The sequence below is a fragment of the Eubacteriaceae bacterium Marseille-Q4139 genome, from assembly GCA_018223415.1.
Lineage (GTDB): Bacteria > Bacillota > Clostridia > Lachnospirales > Lachnospiraceae > CABSIM01.
The window spans coordinates 3,782,392-3,803,018 of sequence record JAGTTQ010000001.1 but is presented as its reverse complement, the minus strand read 5'-3'; the positions used below and the strand labels follow the sequence as shown (position 1 = coordinate 3,803,018).

General features: G+C 55.9%; 19 protein-coding genes. All 19 read left to right on the top strand.

Going from position 1 to position 20,627, the window contains the following annotated elements; all coding sequences use genetic code 11:
- Nucleotides 1–128 precede the first annotated feature (128 nt).
- The 19 genes from KE531_18175 to hemC all read left to right on the top strand — a co-directional run bounded on the left by KE531_18175 (nt 129) and on the right by hemC (nt 20,623).
- A complete protein-coding gene (locus tag KE531_18175; protein MBR9955522.1) occupies nt 129–1,616 on the top strand; it encodes a UDP-N-acetylmuramoyl-L-alanyl-D-glutamate--2,6-diaminopimelate ligase in 1,488 nt (495 codons plus the stop codon).
- The gene (locus KE531_18170) at nt 1,617–3,002 is read left to right on the top strand and encodes a UDP-N-acetylmuramoyl-tripeptide--D-alanyl-D-alanine ligase (GenBank protein MBR9955521.1); all 1,386 of its coding nucleotides are present in this window, start codon (nt 1,617–1,619) and stop codon (nt 3,000–3,002) included.
- A 168-nt stretch (nt 3,003–3,170) separates the two neighbouring features.
- Entirely contained in the window at nt 3,171–5,393 is a 2,223-nt protein-coding gene (gene priA, locus KE531_18165) for a primosomal protein N' (GenBank protein MBR9955520.1), read from the top strand.
- Between the two features lie 14 nt (nt 5,394–5,407).
- A complete protein-coding gene (def, locus tag KE531_18160) occupies nt 5,408–5,884 on the top strand; it encodes a peptide deformylase (GenBank protein MBR9955519.1) in 477 nt (158 codons plus the stop codon).
- Nucleotides 5,885–5,887: 3 nt separating this feature from the next.
- On the top strand, nt 5,888–6,820 hold the full coding sequence (gene fmt, locus KE531_18155) for a methionyl-tRNA formyltransferase (GenBank protein ID MBR9955518.1): 933 nt from the start codon (nt 5,888–5,890) through the stop codon (nt 6,818–6,820).
- A 31-nt stretch (nt 6,821–6,851) separates the two neighbouring features.
- Nucleotides 6,852–7,577, top strand: coding sequence for a zinc metallopeptidase (locus KE531_18150; GenBank protein MBR9955517.1), 726 nt, complete (start codon nt 6,852–6,854; stop codon nt 7,575–7,577).
- A complete protein-coding gene (gene rsmB, locus KE531_18145; protein MBR9955516.1) occupies nt 7,552–8,904 on the top strand; it encodes a 16S rRNA (cytosine(967)-C(5))-methyltransferase RsmB in 1,353 nt (450 codons plus the stop codon). Before KE531_18150 ends, rsmB begins: the two co-directional genes overlap by 26 nt.
- Nucleotides 8,905–8,907: 3 nt before the next feature.
- Nucleotides 8,908–9,957 carry a 23S rRNA (adenine(2503)-C(2))-methyltransferase RlmN gene (gene rlmN, locus KE531_18140; protein ID MBR9955515.1) on the top strand — a complete coding sequence of 350 codons (1,050 nt, stop codon included), beginning with the start codon at nt 8,908–8,910 and terminating at the stop codon, nt 9,955–9,957.
- A 3-nt stretch (nt 9,958–9,960) separates the two neighbouring features.
- Nucleotides 9,961–10,704, top strand: coding sequence for a Stp1/IreP family PP2C-type Ser/Thr phosphatase (locus KE531_18135; GenBank protein ID MBR9955514.1), 744 nt, complete (start codon nt 9,961–9,963; stop codon nt 10,702–10,704).
- A complete protein-coding gene (gene pknB, locus KE531_18130; GenBank protein ID MBR9955513.1) occupies nt 10,698–12,998 on the top strand; it encodes a Stk1 family PASTA domain-containing Ser/Thr kinase in 2,301 nt (766 codons plus the stop codon). The genes KE531_18135 and pknB overlap by 7 nt, the downstream gene beginning before the upstream one ends.
- Nucleotides 12,999–13,877 carry a ribosome small subunit-dependent GTPase A gene (rsgA, locus tag KE531_18125; GenBank protein MBR9955512.1) on the top strand — a complete coding sequence of 293 codons (879 nt, stop codon included), beginning with the start codon at nt 12,999–13,001 and terminating at the stop codon, nt 13,875–13,877.
- 1 nt (nt 13,878) lies between these two features.
- Nucleotides 13,879–14,541 (top strand): ribulose-phosphate 3-epimerase, encoded by a 663-nt coding sequence (locus KE531_18120; protein ID MBR9955511.1) that lies wholly within the window; start codon nt 13,879–13,881, stop codon nt 14,539–14,541.
- Nucleotides 14,538–15,230: a thiamine diphosphokinase gene (locus KE531_18115; protein MBR9955510.1), complete on the top strand. Its 693-nt coding sequence runs from the start codon at nt 14,538–14,540 to the stop codon at nt 15,228–15,230. The genes KE531_18120 and KE531_18115 overlap by 4 nt, the downstream gene beginning before the upstream one ends.
- 76 nt (nt 15,231–15,306) lie before the next feature.
- On the top strand, nt 15,307–15,909 hold the full coding sequence (locus KE531_18110; protein ID MBR9955509.1) for an ECF transporter S component: 603 nt from the start codon (nt 15,307–15,309) through the stop codon (nt 15,907–15,909).
- Nucleotides 15,910–15,912: 3 nt separating this feature from the next.
- Nucleotides 15,913–16,752 (top strand): pyridoxamine kinase, encoded by an 840-nt coding sequence (locus KE531_18105; protein MBR9955508.1) that lies wholly within the window; start codon nt 15,913–15,915, stop codon nt 16,750–16,752.
- 111 nt (nt 16,753–16,863) lie between these two features.
- Entirely contained in the window at nt 16,864–18,144 is a 1,281-nt protein-coding gene (gene serS, locus KE531_18100; GenBank protein MBR9955507.1) for a serine--tRNA ligase, read from the top strand.
- Between the two features lie 98 nt (nt 18,145–18,242).
- Nucleotides 18,243–19,040, top strand: a complete 798-nt coding sequence (locus KE531_18095) for a zinc dependent phospholipase C family protein (protein ID MBR9955506.1) — start codon at nt 18,243–18,245, stop codon at nt 19,038–19,040.
- A 16-nt stretch (nt 19,041–19,056) separates the two neighbouring features.
- A complete protein-coding gene (cobI, locus tag KE531_18090; GenBank protein MBR9955505.1) occupies nt 19,057–19,749 on the top strand; it encodes a precorrin-2 C(20)-methyltransferase in 693 nt (230 codons plus the stop codon).
- Nucleotide 19,750: 1 nt separating this feature from the next.
- Complete coding sequence (gene hemC / locus KE531_18085) at nt 19,751–20,623, top strand: hydroxymethylbilane synthase (protein MBR9955504.1); 873 nt, start codon at nt 19,751–19,753, stop codon at nt 20,621–20,623.
- Nucleotides 20,624–20,627: the final 4 nt, after the last annotated feature.

Below are 20,627 nucleotides of genomic sequence, written 5' to 3'. Positions count from 1 at the left end.
TTAAGAAGAGGAACAGACAAAAAACGCCATGGCGTGAAATGGCAAAGGGGCGGGACGGATGCCGGAAACGGCAGATATCGTCCGGCCCTTTGCCGCGGCGCATCACATTTTGAGAACCGGAGGGAAGTATGAGAATCAGAGACTGGTTAGAACGGATGGACTACGAGCTGGTGCAGGGGAGCCTGGACAGCCCGGCGGAGGAAGTGGTTTACGACTCCAGGAAAGCAGGAAAAAACACGGTATTCGTCTGCATCAAGGGAAGCGTCAGGGATTCTCATGAATTTATCCCAGACGTCCTGGCTGCCGGATGCAGGATCCTCGTGGTGGAAGAGGACGTAAAGGCGCCGGAGGACGCGACGGTTCTGAAAGTAAAAAACGGCCGTATGGCCCTTGCCGAGCTTTCCGCCGCCAGGTTTGGCTACCCGGCGGAAAAGATGGTGATGATCGGCATCACCGGAACCAAGGGAAAGACGACGACGAGCCACATGGTAAAGGCGGCCCTGGAGGCAGCCGGGAAAAAGGTGGGCCTCATCGGAACCAACGGCGCTGTGATCGGGAAGGAAAAATACCCGACCTCCAACACGACGCCGGAATCCTATGTGCTTCAGGAATACTTTGCAAAAATGGCGGATGCAGGCTGTCAGTACGTGGTGATGGAGGTTTCCTCCCAGGCGCTCATGTTAAACCGGGTTGGCGGGATTACCTTCGACTACGGCATGTTCACCAACATTTCGCCGGATCACATCGGGCCGAAGGAACATGAAAGCTTTGAGGAATATCTCTACTATAAATCACGGCTCCTTACGGCCTGCCGCACCGGCCTTGTAAACCGCATGACAGACCATTATGAGGAGATTGTAAAGGACGCCTCCTGCCGCCTTATTACCTATGCGCTGGAGGGAGAGGCAGATTTTACGGGAGGAAACCTTCATTATGCCTCGGACCATGAATTTGTCGGGATCGAGTTTGACATGAAGGGGCTCCTTTCTGGCCGTGTCCGCGTGGGGATGCCGGGAAAATTCAATGCCGACAACGCCCTGGCGGCGCTGGCCGTGTGCAGCCTGGCACTGAAAGGCGAAGACGGGACGCTTTCCGAGGAAACGAAGCAGGCGCTCCTTCATTCCCTGGAAAACGTCCGCGTGGACGGGCGCATGGAGATCGCCTACGTCTCCAGAATTTGCAGCGTCATCGTCGACTACGCCCACAATGCCGTCAGCATGGAAAGTCTGCTGTCCACGCTCAGGGATTACCATCCGAAGCGCCTTGTCTGCGTCTTTGGCTGCGGCGGAAACCGGGCAAAGGAGCGGCGCTATTCCATGGGAGAAATCGGCGGCCGCATGGCGGATTTTAACATCCTGACGGCCGACAACCCCAGGTATGAGAAAAACGAGGACATCATAAAGGATATTGAGGCCGGCATGGCAAAGACCGATGGGAAGTACATCGTGATTCCCGACAGGCGGGAGGCCATTGCCTATGCGATGAAACATGCCGAAGAGGGCGACATGATCGCCATCATCGGAAAGGGCCACGAGGACTATCAGGAGATCGAGGGCGTGCGCCATCATTTCCTGGACCGGGAAGTGGTGGAAGAAACGGCAAAGGAGCTGGCGTAAATGGAAAACAAGACAGTAAAAGAAATGTTAGAGGCGACCGGGGGGACGCTTCTTTGCGGAAGCCAGGATACGCCCCTTCGGTGCATCAGCCTGGATTCCAGGAACATGAAGGGCGGCGATCTGTTTGTCCCGCTTTTGGGCGAAAAGGTGGATTCCCACCGCTTCATCGGCCAGGCCTTTGAAAACGGCGCGGCGGCCTCCCTCACAAGCGAGGAAATTTCCGGAAGCTTTGAAGGCAAGGCGTTAATCCGCGTCGCGGACACGAAAAAGGCGCTTCAGGACATCGGCCGCTATATGAGAAACCGCCTCTCCCTGCCGCTTGTTGGCGTGACGGGAAGCGTCGGGAAGACGACCACAAGAGAGATGATCGCCGCGGCCCTTTCGGCCGGGTTTCAGGTATTTAAAACACGCGCCAATCAAAACAGCCAGGTGGGCGTGCCGATTACCATCTCCGAAATTTCAAAGGACGATCAGGTGGGCGTCATCGAGCTTGGTATGAGCGAGCCCGGCGAGCTGACGGTGATTGCAAAGATTGCCCGGATCGACATGGCCGTCATCACAAACATCGGCATTGCCCACATCGAACAGCTTGGCTCCAGAGAAAACATCCGCCGTGAAAAGCTCACGATCCAGGACGGCTTAAAGGAAGGCGGAGTCCTGATCTTAAACGGCGACGACGACATGTTAAAGGACATCAAAGGGCGGGAAGGCATCCGTACCGTCACCTACGGCATGGGGGAGACCTGCGACTTTAAGGCCGAGGACATCCGCCTTTTAGACGGGCGGACGGAATTTACGGCCGTTTACGGCGAAAGCCGCTGTCCGGTGAAGCTTCGCGTCATGGGGCTTCATAACGTCTCAAACGCCATGGCGGCCATGGCCGTCTGCGTCCTTATGGGCATGTCCATGGAACAGGCGGCCGCCGGGCTTTCTACGTTCACCGGCTTTGCCCACCGCCAGCAGGTTTATGCCGGCGCGCGGATGACGATCCTCGACGATTCCTACAACGCAAGCCCGGCTTCCATGGAGGCGGCCATCGACGTGTTCCTGACCTTAAAAAAGGGCAGCCGCCATGTGGCAGTCTTGGCCGATATGAAGGAGCTTGGCGAAAAGACTGAGGAAGCCCACCGGGAAGTCGGGGAGTATGCAGGAAGAGCCGGCCTCGATCTGATTGTGACGCTCGGGCCCTCCTGTCATATACTGGCGGACTCCGCCCGCGCCGTGTCGGATACGGAAATTGTGGAGTTTGAAGATAAGGAAGAGCTGAAACGCTTCCTGGAGAATGAACTTTCGGAGGGCGACTGCGTCCTCATAAAAGGTTCCAACAGCATGGGGCTTTTCGAGCTGGCGGACCGCTTAAAAGAGGCGGCCGGGCCGGAGATGTAAGCGGAAGACGGCCGGCCGGGAGAGCAGGGCAAAAGCAGCCGGTTCCCATGGCGGGGAGCCGGAAGCCCAGGATAACATGGCCGGCCAAAGGCACTGGGCAAAAATGGCCGGCCACGGAAGCCCGGCCGGGCAGAGAAGCCGGAGCAAAAAAGAGAAAGGAGCCGGGACATGGGACAGACATACGCAGATATCATCATCGACATCTCCACCAAAAACGTAGACCGGGTGTTCCAGTACCGGATCCCGGAGCGCCTGGAAGGAAAGATCCATGTGGGCTCCCAGGTGTTAATCCCCTTTGGGAAAGGCGACAGGGAGAGGAAGGGCTATGTGGTGGCCGTCACCACTCAGCCGTCCTTTGCACCTGAAAAGACAAAGGAAATCCTGGATACGGTGAGCGGCGCCGTCCCGGTTCAGGAGCAGATGGTCTGTCTGGCCTGGTGGATGAAGGAGCGGTACGGCTCCACCATGAACCAGGCCCTAAAAACGGTGCTGCCGGTCAAAACGAAGGTGAAGCCCAGGGAAGAAAAGACGATCCGGAGCTTAAAAACAAAGGAGGAGCTCTCACAGCTCCTTTCCGAGGCAGAGAGGAAACGGTTCAAGGCCAGGATGCGGCTTTACAAGGCGCTTTTGGAAAACGAAGAGCTTCCCTACCGCCTTTCTTCGGAGAAGCTGGGCCTTACCATGGCGGCGTTAAAGCCCCTTGAGGAAAAGGGCATTATTGCGGTGGAGACGAAGGAAAACCGGCGGATCCCATTTTCCGGCGGAAACGCCGATGGGAACACGGTGCGCCTGAACATGGAACAGCAGGCGGCCGCGGACGCCGTCCTTTCCGACTACGATTCAGGAATGAGGGGAACGTATCTGCTTTACGGGATCACCGGAAGCGGGAAAACAGAGGTGTACATGGAGCTCATTGCCCATGTGTTAGAAAAAGGCAGGCAGGCCATTGTCCTGATTCCTGAAATTTCCCTGACCTACCAGACGGTCATGCGGTTTTACAGGCGGTTCGGGAGCCGCGTTTCCATCATCAACTCCAGGCTGTCGTCCGGCGAGCGGTACGACCAGATGGAGCGGGCAAGGGCCGGTGAGATCGACATCATGATCGGGCCGCGCTCCGCCCTTTTTACGCCCTTTGAGCACCTTGGCCTCATCATCATCGACGAGGAACACGAGGGCGCCTATAAAAGCGAGACTTCACCCAGGTACCATGCCAGGGAGGTGGCCGAAATGCGGGCGCAGATGAACGGGGCCAGCCTGGTTTTAGGCTCCGCCACGCCGTCTTTAGAGAGCTTTTACATGGCAGAGCAGGGCAGGTACCGGCTTCTTCCGCTCACCAGACGGGCAAAGGAGGAGAGCCATCTGGCTGCCGTTCATGTGGTGGATCTGCGGGAAGAGCTATCCTCGGGAAACCGCTCGGTGTTCAGCAGGAAGTTAAAGTCCATGATGGAGGAACGGCTGGAGAAAAAAGAACAGATCATGCTGTTCATGAACCGCCGCGGCTATGCCAACTTTGTTTCCTGCCGCTCCTGCGGTGAAGCCGTCCGCTGTCCCCACTGCGACGTGAGCCTCACCTACCACCGGGACGGGCGGTTAAAATGCCATTACTGCGGCTATGAGGTTCCGATGCCGGAAAAATGCCCCCAGTGCGGTTCGCCCTACATTGCGGCCTTCGGGACGGGGACGCAGAAGTTGGAGGAGTTTGCGAAACGGGAGTTCCCGTCGGCCAGGATCCTGCGGATGGACGCCGACACCACGGCTAAGAAAGGCGCCCATGAGGAAATCCTTCAGGCCTTTTTGGAGGGCGACGCCGACATCTTAATCGGGACACAGATGATCGTAAAGGGACATGATTTCCCAAACGTGACCCTGGTGGGGATCATGGCGGCCGATCTTTCGTTAAATGCGCCGGATTTCAGAAGCTCGGAGCGCACCTTCGACCTGCTTGTCCAGGCTTCCGGCCGCGCCGGCCGCGGAAAACGTGCCGGCGACGTGGTGATCCAGACGTATGCGCCGGATCATTATGCAATCCGCACGGCGGCCGCCCAGGATTACGGCGCCTTTTATGAACAGGAGTTTTTGTACCGGAAGCTGATGGGGTACCCGCCTGCCGTGGGGCTTCTGGGGATCCAGCTTTCCTCGCCGGACGAAAGGGAGCTTTCCCTGGCGGCTGACAGCCTGTTTCATATGCTTTCGGAGAGGTACCAGGGCACGGGCGCCAGGTTCATCGGCCCTGTGAACGCGGCCCTTTATAAAGTTAATGATATTTACAGAAAAATTTTATATATTAAGCACGAAAATTATGATATACTATTAAGAATCAGGAGTCTTGCCCAGAAATGGGAGGAAAACCGGGATTCCTGCAAAAACGTAATGATTCAGTATGACGGATAGAAAGGATAAAAGACATGGCGATCAGGCAGATTAGGACAATCGGAGATGAAATTCTCACAAAGGAGTGCAAGCCCGTAAAGGAGATGACGGAGCGCACGAGAGAGCTGATTGAGGACATGTTTGAGACAATGTATGACAACAACGGCTGCGGGCTGGCTGCGCCCCAGGTGGGGATCCGCAAGCAGATCGTGGTGATCGACGTGGACGACGGAAACCAGTACGTCCTCATTAACCCGGAAATCCTGGAGACCGACGGGAGCCAGACCGGGGCGGAAGGATGCTTAAGCGTCCCGGGAAAAAGCGGGCAGGTGACGCGCCCGAACTATGTAAAGGTAAAGGCCTTCAATGAAAACATGGAGGAGTACGTCCTGGAAGGGACGGAGCTTCTGGCAAGATGCATCTGCCACGAATGCGACCACTTAAGCGGGAAGCTTTATGTGGATATGGTAGAGGGCGAGCTTATGGATACGGCCGCAGGAGAGGAAGAATAGAGTATGAGAATCATTTTCATGGGGACGCCGGATTTCGCAGTCCCCACCTTAGAGGCCCTGGTAACGGGCGGCCATGAGGTCATCGCCGCCGTTACGCAGCCGGATAAGCCGAAGGGGCGCGGAAAGGCCGTGCTCATGACGCCGGTGAAGGAAAAAGCCCTGGAATACGGGATTCCGGTTTACCAGCCGGTAAAGGCCAGGGAGCCGGAATTTATCGAGGTTTTAAAGAGCCTTGAGCCGGAGGTGATCGTCGTTGTGGCCTTCGGCCAGATCCTTCCGAAGGAAATCCTGGAAATCCCAAGATACGGCTGCGTCAACGTCCATGCCTCCCTGCTTCCCAAATACCGCGGCGCGGCGCCGATCCAGTGGGCCGTCATCGACGGCGAAGAGGAGAGCGGCGTCACCACCATGCAGATGGATGAAGGGCTGGATACGGGAGATATCCTGGAGATGGAAAAAATCCGTCTGGAGGAAAAGGAGACGGGCGGGAGCCTGTTTGACAAGTTGAGCCGTCTTGGCGGGAAGTTAATTTTATCGACGCTTTCCGGCCTGGAAAACGGGACGGTGGTTCCAAGGAAACAGGGCGAGACGACGACACCCTATGCGAAGATGTTAAAAAAGACCATGGGAGAGATCGACTGGAACATGGAAGCGGCTGCCATCGAGCGGCTGATCCGGGGACTGAACCCATGGCCGAGCGCCTATACGTCCTGCAATGGAAAGACGCTTAAAATCTGGGCGGCCGATGTGCTTCCGGGCGGCCAGGGGGAAGAACCTGGACGCGTCCGCGCAGGAAAGGACAGTCTCCTTGTGGAGACAGGAAGCGGCCTGCTTTCGATTACGGAGCTTCAGCTTGAGGGCAAGAAGCGGATGGATACGGCTTCGTTCCTTCGTGGCTTTCAGGTCCCGGATGGGACGGTTCTTGGAAAAGGCTGAAACGCCTTTTCGTTTGAAAGGAGACATGCATATGCTTTATGGCTATGGATACGGGATGTATCCGATGTACTTTGACCCGACGATTATCCTTGTGCTGATCGGCGTGATGCTGTCGCTGTGGGCGCAGGGACGCGTAAATTCCACGTACAGCAAGTACGCCAGAGTCGGGAGCCGGACGGGGATGACCGGCGCAGATGCCGCAAGAAGGCTTCTGGCTTCCCAGGGAATCTACGACGTGACCGTCCGCCAGGTTTCAGGAAATCTGACAGACCACTACGATCCCAGGACGAAGACGGTGAACCTGTCCCAGGGCGTCTACGGCTCCACGTCGGTGGCGGCCATCGGCGTCGCTGCCCACGAGTGCGGCCATGCCATGCAGGACAATGAGGAGTATGCGCCCCTTCGGATCCGCAGTGCCCTTGTGCCGGTGGCAAATTTCGGCTCACAGCTTTCCTGGCCGTTAATCCTTTTGGGTGTAATCTTCGGGGGCCTTGGCTCCCCGCTTGTCCAGATCGGGATCCTTTTATTTACGGCTGCCGTGCTGTTCCAGCTTGTGACGCTTCCGGTGGAGTTCAACGCCTCCTCCAGAGCCGTAAAGCTTCTGGATGCCCAAGGGATTTTGTATGGTGAGGAAGTGACCGGGACGAAGAAGGTCTTAAAGGCAGCGGCCCTCACTTATGTGGCAGCGGCCGCAGGCTCGATTCTCCAGCTTTTAAGACTGCTGATCCTGTTTGGAGGAAGAAATCGTCGTGACTAAAGAGACGAACATCCGGGAGATTGTCCTTGACATTCTCCTGGAAGTGATGGAAAAAGGAAATTACAGCCATCTGATCCTGTCCCAGGCCCTGGAGAAATACCAGTACCTGGAAAAGCAGGATCGGGCTTTTATCACCAGGGTAACGGAAGGAACCCTGGAATATCAGCTTCGCCTGGATGCGGTCATCGACCGGTTTTCCAAAGTGAAGGTGAAAAAAATGAAGCCGGTGATCCGCACAATTTTAAGGATGTCTGCGTACCAGATTCTTTTCATGGAGCGGGTGCCGGATTCGGCCGTCTGCAACGAGGCCGTAAAGCTTGCAAAAAAGCGCCGGTTTGACGGCCTTTCCGGCTTTGTAAACGGTGTTCTGAGGAATATTTCCAGAGAGAAGGGAAGTCTTTCCTTCACGGCGCCGGAAGAGCGGCTTTTGATGCCGGGCTGGATCCTTTCCATGTGGGAAAAGGAGTACGGACGGGAGACGGCAGAGAAAATTGCGGAAAGCTTTCTCACGGAGCGTCCCCTTTCTGTGCGGATCAATCAGAGCCTGGCGTCCAGAAAGACGGTTTTAGAGAGCCTGGGTGCCCAGGGCCTCTCCGTTTCGGAGGACTGGGGGCCCGGTTTTGTGCTGTCTATAAAGGACTATGACTATCTGGATCAGGTGGAGGCGTTCTCGAAGGGCTGGATTACCGTTCAGGATTTCAGCTCGTCCCTCGTGGGCGTGATTGCAGAGCCAAAGTCCGGCGATTTCGTTCTGGACGTTTGCAGCGCCCCGGGCGGGAAAACCCTTGATATGGCCGACCGGCTTTCCGGCACCGGCCTTGTGGAAGCCAGGGACTTGACGGAATATAAGATTTCCCTGGTGGAGCAGAATGTGTCCCGCTGCGGCTTCGCAAACGTGCGGACAAAGGCAGCCGATGCCAGGATTTTTGACGCAGAATCAGAGGGAAAGGCAGACCTTGTGCTGGCAGACCTGCCGTGTTCGGGACTGGGAATCATCGGGAAAAAGCCGGATATCCGGATGCGTCTAAAGGAGAGCGACCTTTCCTCGCTGGCGGCGCTCCAGAGGGAAATCCTCTCCGCCGTATGGCGGTACGTGAAGCCGGGCGGGACGCTTATTTACAGCACCTGCACCATCGATAGGATGGAAAATGAAGAAAATGCCGCGTGGATTTTAAACAATCTGCCGTTTCGGAAAAAGAAGATTTCCGGTCTCCTGCCGGAGCCGTTAAGGGGCTGGTGCCATGAAAATGAGATCCAGCTTCTGCCGGGCGTGTTCCCCTGCGACGGCTTTTACATTGCGGCGTTTGAGAGAAAAGAACAGGAATAAAGTATGGAAAAAATAGATATCAAGTCCCTGGAGCTTTCCGAGCTCCAGGCCTTTGTCGGGAGCCTTGGGGAAAAGCCCTTCCGGGCCAAACAGCTTTACCAGTGGATGCACCAGAAACTGGTGCCCACCATCGACGATATGACGAACCTTTCCAAGGCTTTCCGGGAAAAATTAAAGGAGTCCTGCACGTACACGTCCCTCGTGACGGCCGGCATGCTGGAATCCGGCATTGACGGGACGAGAAAATACCTGTTTGCGCTGGAGGACGGAAACGTCATCGAGAGCGTTCTGATGCGATACCATCACGGGAATTCCGTCTGCATTTCGTCCCAGGTGGGCTGCCGGATGGGCTGCCGGTTCTGCGCGTCGACACTGGACGGGCTGGAGCGGAATTTAAAGCCGTCAGAGATGCTCGATCAGATTTACCGGATCGAGGCCTCCATCGGCGAGCGGGTTTCCAACGTGGTTGTCATGGGAAGCGGCGAGCCCATGGATAATTATGACAATCTCATCCGTTTCATCCGCCTCTTAAGCGACGGAAACGGTTTACATATCAGCCAGCGAAACATCACGGTCTCCACCTGCGGGCTTGTGCCGCAGATGAGGCGGCTTGCTGAGGAGGGGCTTCAGATCACCCTGGCCCTGTCGCTCCATGCGCCGACCGATGAGATCCGAAAGACTCTGATGCCGGTGGCAAACAGCTATAAGCTTAAGGATATCCTGGAGGCATGCCGGTACTATTATGAAAAGACCGGCCGCCGTGTCACCTTTGAATACAGCCTCGTGAAAGGCGTCAACGACAACCTCCACGAAGCGGCCATGCTGGCGGAGCTTATTAAGGACCAGCACGGCCATGTGAACCTGATCCCGGTGAACCCCATCAAGGAGCGGGATTACCGTCAGTCAGGGCGGGAGGCCATCGAAGAATTTAAGAATTATCTGGAAAAACGCGGAATCAACGTGACCGTCCGCAGGGAAATGGGCCGCGACATCGGCGGTGCCTGCGGCCAGTTAAGGAAGAGCTATCTGGAACAGAAAGAAAGGGAGGAATAACCCATGAGAGCATATGCACAGACGGACACCGGCATGGTTCGGAAGGTTAACCAGGATTCCATCTATGCCTCTGTGGACCCGGTGGGTCCCCTTTCCAATTTATTTCTCGTGGCAGACGGCATGGGCGGCCACAAGGCCGGGGACTATGCGTCCCGGTTCGTGGTGGAAACCGTCGTCCGCTGCCTGAAGGAAACGGAAAAGAAAAATGTGGTGCCTGCCTTAAGGGAGGCCATCGAGGAGACGAACCGGCTTCTTTATGAGGAAGCGGCAAAGGATCCGGAGCATACGGGCATGGGCTCGACTCTGGTGGCAGCCACGGTCCAGTATGACACGCTGTACGTCGCCAACGTGGGCGACAGCCGGCTTTACCTTCTGAGGGACAGCTTAGAGCAGGTCACAAGGGATCATTCCCTGGTGGAGGAGATGGTTGCCCTCGGGAAAATTAAGCGCGGAAGCGAGGAATACCAGAGCCATAAGAACATCATCACCCGCGCCATGGGCATCGGGCCCCAGGTGGATGAGGATTTCTTTGAGGTGCCCTTAAGAGAGAGCGACTGCGTCCTTCTCTGCTCCGACGGGCTCACCAACATGGTGGACGACCCCGGCATTGAGAAGATCTTAAAGACGACGGATACCCTGGAGGAAAAGACGGGGCACCTGATTGAAGCGGCCAATGAAAACGGCGGAAAGGACAACATTGCTGTCATCCTGGCTGAGCCTCAGATAAGTGAGGTGAGCCTATGCTGATGACTGGAATGATGCTTCAGGACCGCTATGAAATTCTGGAAAAAATCGGTTCCGGCGGCATGTCGGACGTTTATAAGGCGAAATGCCATAAATTAAACAGGCTGGTGGCCATCAAGGTTTTGAAGGCCGAGTTTACCTCGGACGCCGGCTTTGTGAGCAAGTTTAAAATGGAGGCCCAGGCGGCGGCCGGGCTTTCCCACCCCAATATTGTGAACGTCTACGACGTCGTGGACGAAGGCGAGCTTCACTACATTGTCATGGAGCTTGTCGAGGGGATCACCTTAAAGAGCTACATTGCGAAAAAAGGCCGCCTCGACGTGAAGGAGTCCATCGGCATCGCCATCCAGGTGGCCCAGGGCATCGAGGCCGCCCATGAACAGCACATCATCCACCGGGACATCAAGCCCCAGAACATGCTGATTTCCAAGGACGGAAAGGTGAAGGTGGCGGATTTCGGCATTGCGAGAGCCGTTTCCTCCCAGACCATGAATGCCACGGTAGTCGGCTCGGTGCATTACATTTCGCCGGAGCAGGCCCGCGGCGGTTACAGCGACGAGAGGAGCGACATTTATTCTCTCGGCATCACCATGTATGAGATGGTGACGGGCCGCGTGCCTTTTGAGGGCGACAATACGGTGACGGTGGCCCTCGCCCATCTGGAGGAGCCCATTGCGCCTCCGGGAATTTACAATCCGGAGATCCCGCTGGGATTTGAAAAGATTATTTTAAAATGTACGGAGAAGCGGCCGGAAAACCGGTACCCCAACGCGGCAGCCGTGATCAGTGACTTAAGGCGCGCTCTTATCGACCCGGACGATCCGGCCATCGCCATGGACGAGGAGACAAAGGAAGCCATGTCCCAGACCATCACCATAAGCCCGAAGGAGCTGGAGGTCATCCAGTTCCACGGAAGCGGGAGAGACAGTACGGACGGCCGCGGCGGGAGAGAGCGGACAGGCGGCCGGAGCCGGGACGACCGGGGCGTCAGAGAGGACAATGGCCTTTTAGACAACCGGAATTTCTCCGATGACCGGGAATTTTACGGCAGCAGGGAAAATCGTAGCGCGGGGGGCCGCTCCGGCGCAGATGCCCGCGGGACGCGGAATGCAAGACGCGACTCCCAGGAGACAGGGAAACGGCCGGGAGCGGGACGGATCCAGAAGCCGGACGAGGCGACGCAGCTGGAAAAGGTGCTGACCGTACTTGGCGTCCTGGTGGCAATCATCGTTGTGGCCGTTGTCATCGTGTTTTTTGTGAAGCTTGGCGGCGTCTTTAACCGAGGTTCCTCGCCGACTACGGCGGCGGTTGGAACGGAAAGTGTCACAGACGGGACGGAAAGCAGCGAGGAAGAGTCTGCGAGCCTCAGTAAGAAGGAAGTCCTGATGCCGAAGGTGGAAGGCATGTCCCAGGACGATGCCGAAAAGCTTCTTAAGGAATCCGATCTGGAGATGCGCGTGACCCAGGAAAATTCCGACGAGGTGGAAAAGGGCTACATCATTTCCCAGGCAAATGAGCCAGGCTCCGTTGTCCAGCGGTTTTCGGAGGTGAGCGTCGTTGTGAGCGCCGGTTCCGATAAGATCGACCTGATGAGCCTTAATATTACACAGATGACCCTGGATACGGCCGTGCGCCTTCTGGAGGGCAAGGGATTAAAGACGTCCATCGTCGAGGAAGCCAACGAGACGGTGGAACAGGGGAATATCATCCGCTTTGAGCCGGCAGATAAGGCGGCTTACGGCGATACGGTGATGCTATACGTCAGCACCGGGCCGGCCGTCGAGCTTGTGACAGTACCGGAAATGGAAAGAAAAACAGAGGAAGAGGCTCTGAAGCTTTTAAGCGAGGCAGGGCTTTTGCCGGGACAGGTGACGAAGGAGCACAGTTCCTCTGTGGCAGAGGGCAGTATCATCAGCCAGGGCATCGAGGCCGGCTCCGACGCCGAAAAGGGCTCGGCCGTGGACTACGTCGTAAGCCTCGGGCCGGAGAAGCCGAAGACCCAGTTTTTAGCCTCCCTGGAGGCCAGCTATCCGCTGATGGTTTCCTACGGGCCGGGCGCGGCGTCGTCGGAGATTACCATCATGATCCGATTAAAGCAGACGGTCAACGGCGAGGAGGTCTACACGAAATTAACAGATCCCAAGACGTACAGCGTCGATACGACCCTCGACATCCGCTTTACCAACATCCGCGGCGCTGACGGCGTCCTGACGGGCGAGGTGCAGATCGTGGATCTGACAAACAACAAGGTTCTGAATTCCTATAACGTGAACTTTGTGGAATTCGAGGTCAGCTAAATGACAGGAAAGATCATCAAAGGGATTGCCGGTTTTTACTATGTCCATGACGGCATCTCGAAGGTATATGAATGCAAAGCCAAGGGCGTGTTCCGCAACCGGAATATCAAGCCTCTGGTGGGTGATGACGTGAGCTTTGACATTCTTTCTGAGGAGGAACAGGAGGGGAACATCACGGAAATCCTTCCCAGAAAGAATGAGCTCATACGGCCTGCCGTCGCCAACATCGACCAGGCGCTTCTCGTCTTTGCCGTCGCGGAGCCGGAACCGAACCTGAATCTTTTAGACAGGTTCCTGGTGACGATGGAGCGCCAGGGCGTGCCTGCCGTCATCTGTTTTAATAAGAAGGATCTGGGAAAGGACGGGGCAGCGGCCAGGCTTTCCGGGATTTATAAAGAGGCCGGCTACGACGTCCGCCTGACGAGCACGCTGGAGGACGAGGGGATTTTGGAGATCCGGGAGCTTTTAAGGGGAAAGACGACGGCTCTCGCCGGGCCCTCCGGCGTCGGGAAGTCGTCGCTTACCAATAAAATCCAGCCGAAGGCCGCCATGGAGACAGGAGCCGTAAGCGAGAAAATCAAGCGCGGCCGCCATACGACGCGCCATTCGGAGCTGTTTTTTGTGGAGGAAAACACGTATGTGATGGACACGCCGGGCTTTAGTTCCATCTATGTGGACGGCATGGAGCCGGGAGAGCTTTCGGACTGCTTTCCGGAATTTGAGCCGTTCCTTCCCGACTGCCGTTTTCTTGGCTGCGCCCATGTGGGCGAACGGGAGTGCGGCGTCAAGGACGCGGTGCGGGACGGGAAGATTTCCGGCTCCCGCTATGAAAATTACAGGCTGATTTACGAAGAACTGAAGAATAAAAGGAGATACTGATATGCTTATCTTAGCGCCATCCATTCTGGCAGCAGATTTTACAAGGTTAGGAGAAGAAGTGCGGGCCGTGGCCGATGCCGGGGCGCAGTACATCCATCTGGACGTGATGGACGGCGCCTTTGTGCCGAGCATTTCCTTTGGAATGCCGGTCATCGAAAAGCTCCGCTCCGTCACCGATAAGGTGTTTGACGTACACATGATGGTGGAGGAGCCGGGCCGCTACGTGGAGGCCATGAAAAAGGCCGGCGCCGACATTGTCTGCGTCCACGCAGAGGCCTGCCGGCATCTGGACCGCACCTTAAACCAGATTAAAGAGTGCGGCATGAAGGCAGCCGTGGCCTTAAACCCGGCCACGCCGGTTTCTGCGCTTTCCTGCGTTTTGGAAGAGGCGGACTTGTTCCTTTTAATGACCGTAAATCCCGGCTTCGGCGGCCAGAAGTTTATCCCCTATACGTTAAAGAAAATCCGCGAGCTGCGGGGGATGTTAAACGCAGCAGGGCTTTGCACAGACATCGAAGTGGACGGCGGCATTTCGGCGGCCAACGCCAGGGAGGTCATTGAGGCCGGCGCCAACGTGCTGGTGGCCGGATCGGCAGTCTTTAAAAACGACAGCGCCGCCAACGTGCGGGAGTTTTTGAATCTGTTTCAGGAATTGAAAGCATGAAGCGGTGTCTGATGGTATCCGGCGGGAGGCTTTCCGCGGAATTTGCCAGGGAATTTTTGAAGAATCGGACGTATGACCTGGTGATCGCCGTGGACGCCGGGCTTTCGGTTCTGGAGACCCTTGGGATCTGTCCCGACGCGGCTGTCGGGGATTTTGATACTTACGGCAGGGGCCGGCTGGAGGAATATAAGAAAAATCATGCCGTGAGCCTTACAATCCACCGGCCGGAAAAGGATGAGGCCGACACGGAGCTGGCTTTTTCGGAGGCCTTCCGGCGCGGCTGCACCCATATGGATATTTTAGGTGCCACCGGCGGGCGGCTGGATCATGAGCTTTCCAACATCCATCTCCTCTATCAGGGGATGAAGCGCGGGCTTTCCGTCTCCATCTGGGACGAGCAGAACAGGATTTACCTGATTCCGGCCGAAAACTGCGGAAAAAAGACGTATCGGAAAGGCGAAACCTACGGAAACTATATTTCGTTCCTGCCGTTTACGCAGGAAGTGAAGGGCATCACCCTCACGGGTTTTAAATATCCGCTTTTTAAAAAGGATATCTCGATTTTTGAGAATCCGAGCCTCTGCGTCAGCAATGAGCTTTGCGAGGAGGAGGCCGTCATGACCTTTTCCGAGGGGATTTTGATCTGCGTGGAGTCCTTCGATGCCTGTGGACTGGATAAAAAAAACTAAACTGGATATTCAGACCAATCCACACCAGTGTTAAGATAGGTTCAGTAAAAATCTTGACAAGGGGATGGAATGAGTTATGACAGGAAATAAGAACGAAAATCTTCAGAGAATTGCCCAGGCCGGCCTGATGGCGGCCCTCTGCTATATCGGCTACGCGGTGTTCCCGGCCATCACGGCGACAGGGACGAAGATCCACGTGGGAAATGCCTTCGTGGTGCTGGCCGCGTATCTTCTCGGCGGCGTTTACGGCGGCCTTTCCGGCGCCGTCGGCCTCTCCATTGCCGACATCACCGGCGGCTATGTGGAATCGGCCCCGAGGACGTTTATCACAAAGCTTGTGATCGGCCTGGTGGCCGGCTTTGTGGCTCATAAAATTGCCGGGCTTTCCAAGGACAGATCCCACAGCTACGTGCTTAAGTGGTCTGCCATCTCCGCAGTCTGCGCCCTCGGCGTCAACTGCGTATTTGAGCCGGTTTTAAAGTACGTCTGGTACACGCTCTTAACGCCCAACGCGGATAAGGCGGCCTCGGCCATCAAGGCGCTGATGGCTGTGACGACGTATGCCACCATCATCAACGCGGTCATCAATTCCGTGATTGCGGTGGTTCTCTACATGGCCCTGCGCCCGGCCTTAAAAAAGACCGGGCTCTTACTTCCGGTCGGAAGGAAAAAGGAATAAGACATGGGATATGACAGACAAAAGAAAATTGCAATGATCAACGATCTCTCGGGATATGGCCGCTGTTCTCTGACAGTGGTTATTCCCATTCTGGCGGCAATGCGGATCCAGTGCTGTCCGATTCCGACGGCGATCCTCTCCAATCACACGGCGTTCCCCACCTACTTTTTCGACGACTATACCGATAAAATGGAGGCCTTTGCGGAAAAATGGCTGGAGCTGGGCCTTTCCTTCGACGGGATTGCCACAGGATTTTTAGGCTCCCTGCGCCAGATCGACATCGTCCTCGACCTGGTGGAGCGGCTTAAGGGAGAGCACACTTCGGTGATCGTGGATCCCGTCATGGGAGACGACGGCGTGCCCTATGCCACCTATACGGAAGCCATGTGCGAGGAGATGAAGCGGCTCGTCTGCATGGGCGACGTGGTGACGCCGAACGTGACCGAGGCATGTATTTTGACGGAGACGTCCTATAAGGAGACTGGCTGGACGCGCAGGGAGCTTTTAAACATGGCGATGATGCTGCGGCTCATGGGTGCAAAATCTGTGGTGATTACCGGCGTGAAGGAGGGCTCCTACCTGACAAACGTGGTTTTGGAGCGCGGGAAAAACGAGGCGGAATTTGTGAAGGTGAAACATGCCGGCACCGACCGGCCGGGCACCGGGGATGTCTTTTCTGCCGTTGCGGCCGGGGCCGTCGTAAACGGGGAGCCGCTTAAAAAAGCGGTGCTCCGGGCGTCGCGGTTCGTAAAGGAATGCATCCGCAAGTCGGATGAGCTGGAAATCCCCATCAACAACGGCGTCTGTTTTGAAGAGGTGTTGGACAGCCTTTGGAAAAAATAAGGAAAGGCCTTTTCATCGGCGCTAAAATGTGTTATATTTCTATTTGTGACAAAAATCCTTCGGACGTGCGTCTGTGACGACCGGCCGCAGGCGTAGAAAGAGGAGAAAAACATGCTGGACTTAAAGTTTGTCAGAGAAAACCCGGAAATTGTAAAGCAGAATATCAGGAATAAATTCCAGGACAGCAAGCTTCCGCTGGTGGATGAAGTCATAGAGCTTGACGAGGAGAACAGAAAAACCAAGAAGGAGGCCGACGATCTCCGTGCCGACAGGAACCGGATCTCCAAGCAGATCGGTGCCCTGATGGGACAGGGAAAGAAGGAAGAGGCCGAGGAGGTCAAAAAGCAGGTGACGGCCGCCTCCGATCATCTGGCTGAGTTAGAGGAGAAAGAGCGCGATCTGGAAGCCAGAATCCGCAAAATCATGATGACGATCCCCAACATCATCGACCCGTCCGTTCCCATCGGAAAGGACGACAGCGAGAATGTGGAAGTTAAGAAGTACGGCGAGCCGGTTGTCCCGGATTTTGAGATCCCGTACCATGCGGAAATTATGGAGCGGTTCTCCGGCCTGGATCTGGATTCCGCAAGAAAGGTTGCAGGAAACGGCTTTTATTACCTGATGGGGGATATTGCAAGGCTCCATTCTGCCGTGATCACCTATGCAAGGGATTTCATGATTAACCGCGGCTTTACCTACTGCGTGCCGCCGTTCATGATCCGCAGCGACGTCGTTACCGGCGTCATGAGCTTTGCGGAGATGGACGCCATGATGTATAAGATTGAGGGCGAGGATCTCTACCTGATCGGTACCAGCGAGCACTCCATGATCGGCAAGTTTATTGATACGATCATCCCGGAGGAAGAGCTTCCGAAGACCCTCACCAGCTATTCCCCGTGCTTCAGAAAGGAAAAGGGCGCCCATGGAATCGAGGAAAGAGGCGTTTACCGGATCCATCAGTTTGAAAAGCAGGAGATGATTGTCGTCTGCCGCCCGGAGGAGTCGAAGAAGTGGTTCGACGTGCTGTGGCAGAATACGGTGGATTTGTTCCGCTCCTTAGATATCCCGGTTCGGACGTTAGAGTGCTGTTCCGGAGATCTGGCCGACCTCAAGGTAAAATCCGTGGACGTGGAGGCATGGTCGCCGAGACAGAAGAAATACTTCGAGGTGGGAAGCTGTTCCAACTTAGGAGACGCCCAGGCGAGACGTTTAAGGATCCGCGTCAACGGCGCAGACGGAAAGAAGTATTTCGCCCACACCTTAAACAACACGGTTGTGGCGCCGCCGAGAATGTTAATTGCATTTTTGGAGAACAATCTCCAGGCCGACGGAACGGTTCGCATCCCGGAGGTTTTGCGGCCGTATATGGGCGGAATGGAAGTTATCAAATAAATAGGGAATTTCATAGGGCTGTGGCAGGGGGCATTGTCACAGCCTTTTTTCATTAGGAAGGAATATGCTGACAGGGGAACAGACTGGAGGGATGAGACATGCCGGCAGCATTTGCACATGATTTGTATGGGCGCAGGGTTTATGAAAGGCTCAGGCCGGAGATCCGGCGGTTTATAAAAAAGAATAAGAACTGCTTTTATCTTGGTGTCCACGGGCCGGATATCCTGTTTTACTATTATCCGCTCGGGGAAAATTCCATCGTGAAGGAAGGCTACCGGATCCATGAGGCGCCGGCCAGGGAATTTTTTGCAGAGGGAATGGAAAAGCTCCGGAACACGGACAGCCCGGTGGAGAAAAGCGCAAAAAAGGCGTACCTTCTCGGCTTTGCCTGTCATTTCGCTCTGGACAGCAGCCTCCACGGCTATATCAACGAAAAGGACAGGACGGCAGGCCTTACCCATGCGGGGATCGAGACGGAGCTTGACAGACGGCTCATGATTCGGGAGGGCATGCGTCCCCTCTGGACGGACAGGACGAGCCATATTAAGAATACGGGGATTGTCTGCCGCTCGGCCGCCAACCTTTTAAACACCAGCGACGCAGTGATTGCCAGGGCCATCGACACCATCAAGCTGGTGAACCGTGTCTTTATCAATTCTCCGGAGCCGGTAAAAGAGATGATCTGCCTGTTTTTAAAGGCGCGGGGAAAATATGAGGTGATCCACGGCATGCTGATGCGGAAGGAGCCGATAGCCGGAATGGGAGAAGTGACAGATTATCTGGAGCGGGAGTTTTTCGATGCGGTGCCCCTCGGCGCCGAGCTCCTTACATCCCTCTGGGACAGTATGACCTTCGGCTGGCCCCTTCCGGCCAGGTTTGACAGAAATTTTAACTGAAAAAAGGAGACGGTTTATGACGGGAACAATCTACGGTATCGGCGTGGGGCCGGGAGATCCGGAGCTTATGACGTTAAAAGCATGCCGGCTCATACGGGAGGCCGACGTGGCGGCGATCCCCGGGAAAGATAGGGAGAGCTGCACGGCTTACCAGATTGCAGTGAAAGCCGTGCCGGAGCTTCGGGAAAAGGAAATCCTGCCGGTGGTCTTTCCGATGACAAAGGACGAGGCCGTCCTTTTAAAGAGCCATGAGAGCGGGGCGCGTGCCATTGCAGACTGTCTGGACGCCGGGAAAAACGTGGTCTTTTTGACCCTCGGCGATCCGACGGTCTATTCCACGTACATATATGTCCATAAACGGTTAAAGGCCATGGGCTATGGGGCGGAGATTGTGAGCGGAGTGCCGTCTTTCTGCGCGGCGGCCGCCAGGCTTGGGGTAAGCCTTGGGGAACAGGCGGACTCCATCCATATCCTGCCGGGCTCCTATCCGGAACAGGCCGGGCTTTCCCTTCCCGGAACCAGGGTGTTCATGAAATCCGGAAGGCAGATAAAGGCGGTAAAACAGGCACTTATGGAGGAAGGCGTGAAGGCGGCCATGGTGGAAAACTGCGGCATGGACGGGGAACGGCTCGCTATCGGCGCGAAAAATTTCCCGGAGGATGCCGGATATTATTCGTTAATGATTGTAAAGGACAGGGAGGAGTTTTGAGATGGGGAGAGAAGTAATCCGTCTCGGGACGAGAAAGAGCCGTCTTGCCATGGTGCAGGCAGAGCTTGCGGCGGCTGCCATCCGTAAGGCGGCTCCCGGTGTGGAGATCGAACTTGTGCCGCTTGTGACGACGGGAGATAAGATTCTGGATCGTTCCCTCGTGGAATTCGGGGGGAAAGGCGTTTTTATTGATGAATTTGAATCGGCCATTGCAGACGGCAGGATTGACGCTGCCGTCCACAGCGCCAAGGACATGCCGGCCTGCTTGATGGACGGGCTTTCCATTGCGGCCGTTTTAAAGCGTGAGGATCCCAGGGATGTGTTTGTGACCGTAAAGAAAAGGGAGACATGCCATTCGCCTTTTGTGATCGGAACGGGAAGCTTACGGCGCCAGCTCCAGATTGCAGAGAGGAAGGACGGCGTCTGCCGCCTTTTGAGGGGAAACGTGAACACGCGCCTGGAAAAGCTGTTTTCCGGGGAATATGACGCGGTGATTCTGGCGGCGGCCGGGCTTAAGCGGTTAGGGCTTCTTGAGGATGAGAGGTTTTCTTTTGAATTTCTCCCGGAGACGGAATTTGTACCGGCGGGCGGACAGGGAATTATCGCTCTGGAGAGCAGAAAGGATTCCCGGTGGCAGGAGGTCTTTGACCGGATCAATGACAGGGAGGCCTTCGTTTCCCTCCTTGCGGAGCGGAAGGTGCTCTCGCTCCTTTCGGCAGGCTGCAATGCGGCCGTCGGCGTGTATAGCTGGAGAGAGGGCGGCGAGTTCCATATGAAGCTTATGAGAGAGGAAGGCGGGCGGCCCGTCTACACGGCTGTTTCAGGGCAGGAGAGCGATTATGAGGCGCTGGCGGCCAGCCTCATAGACAGATAGGAGG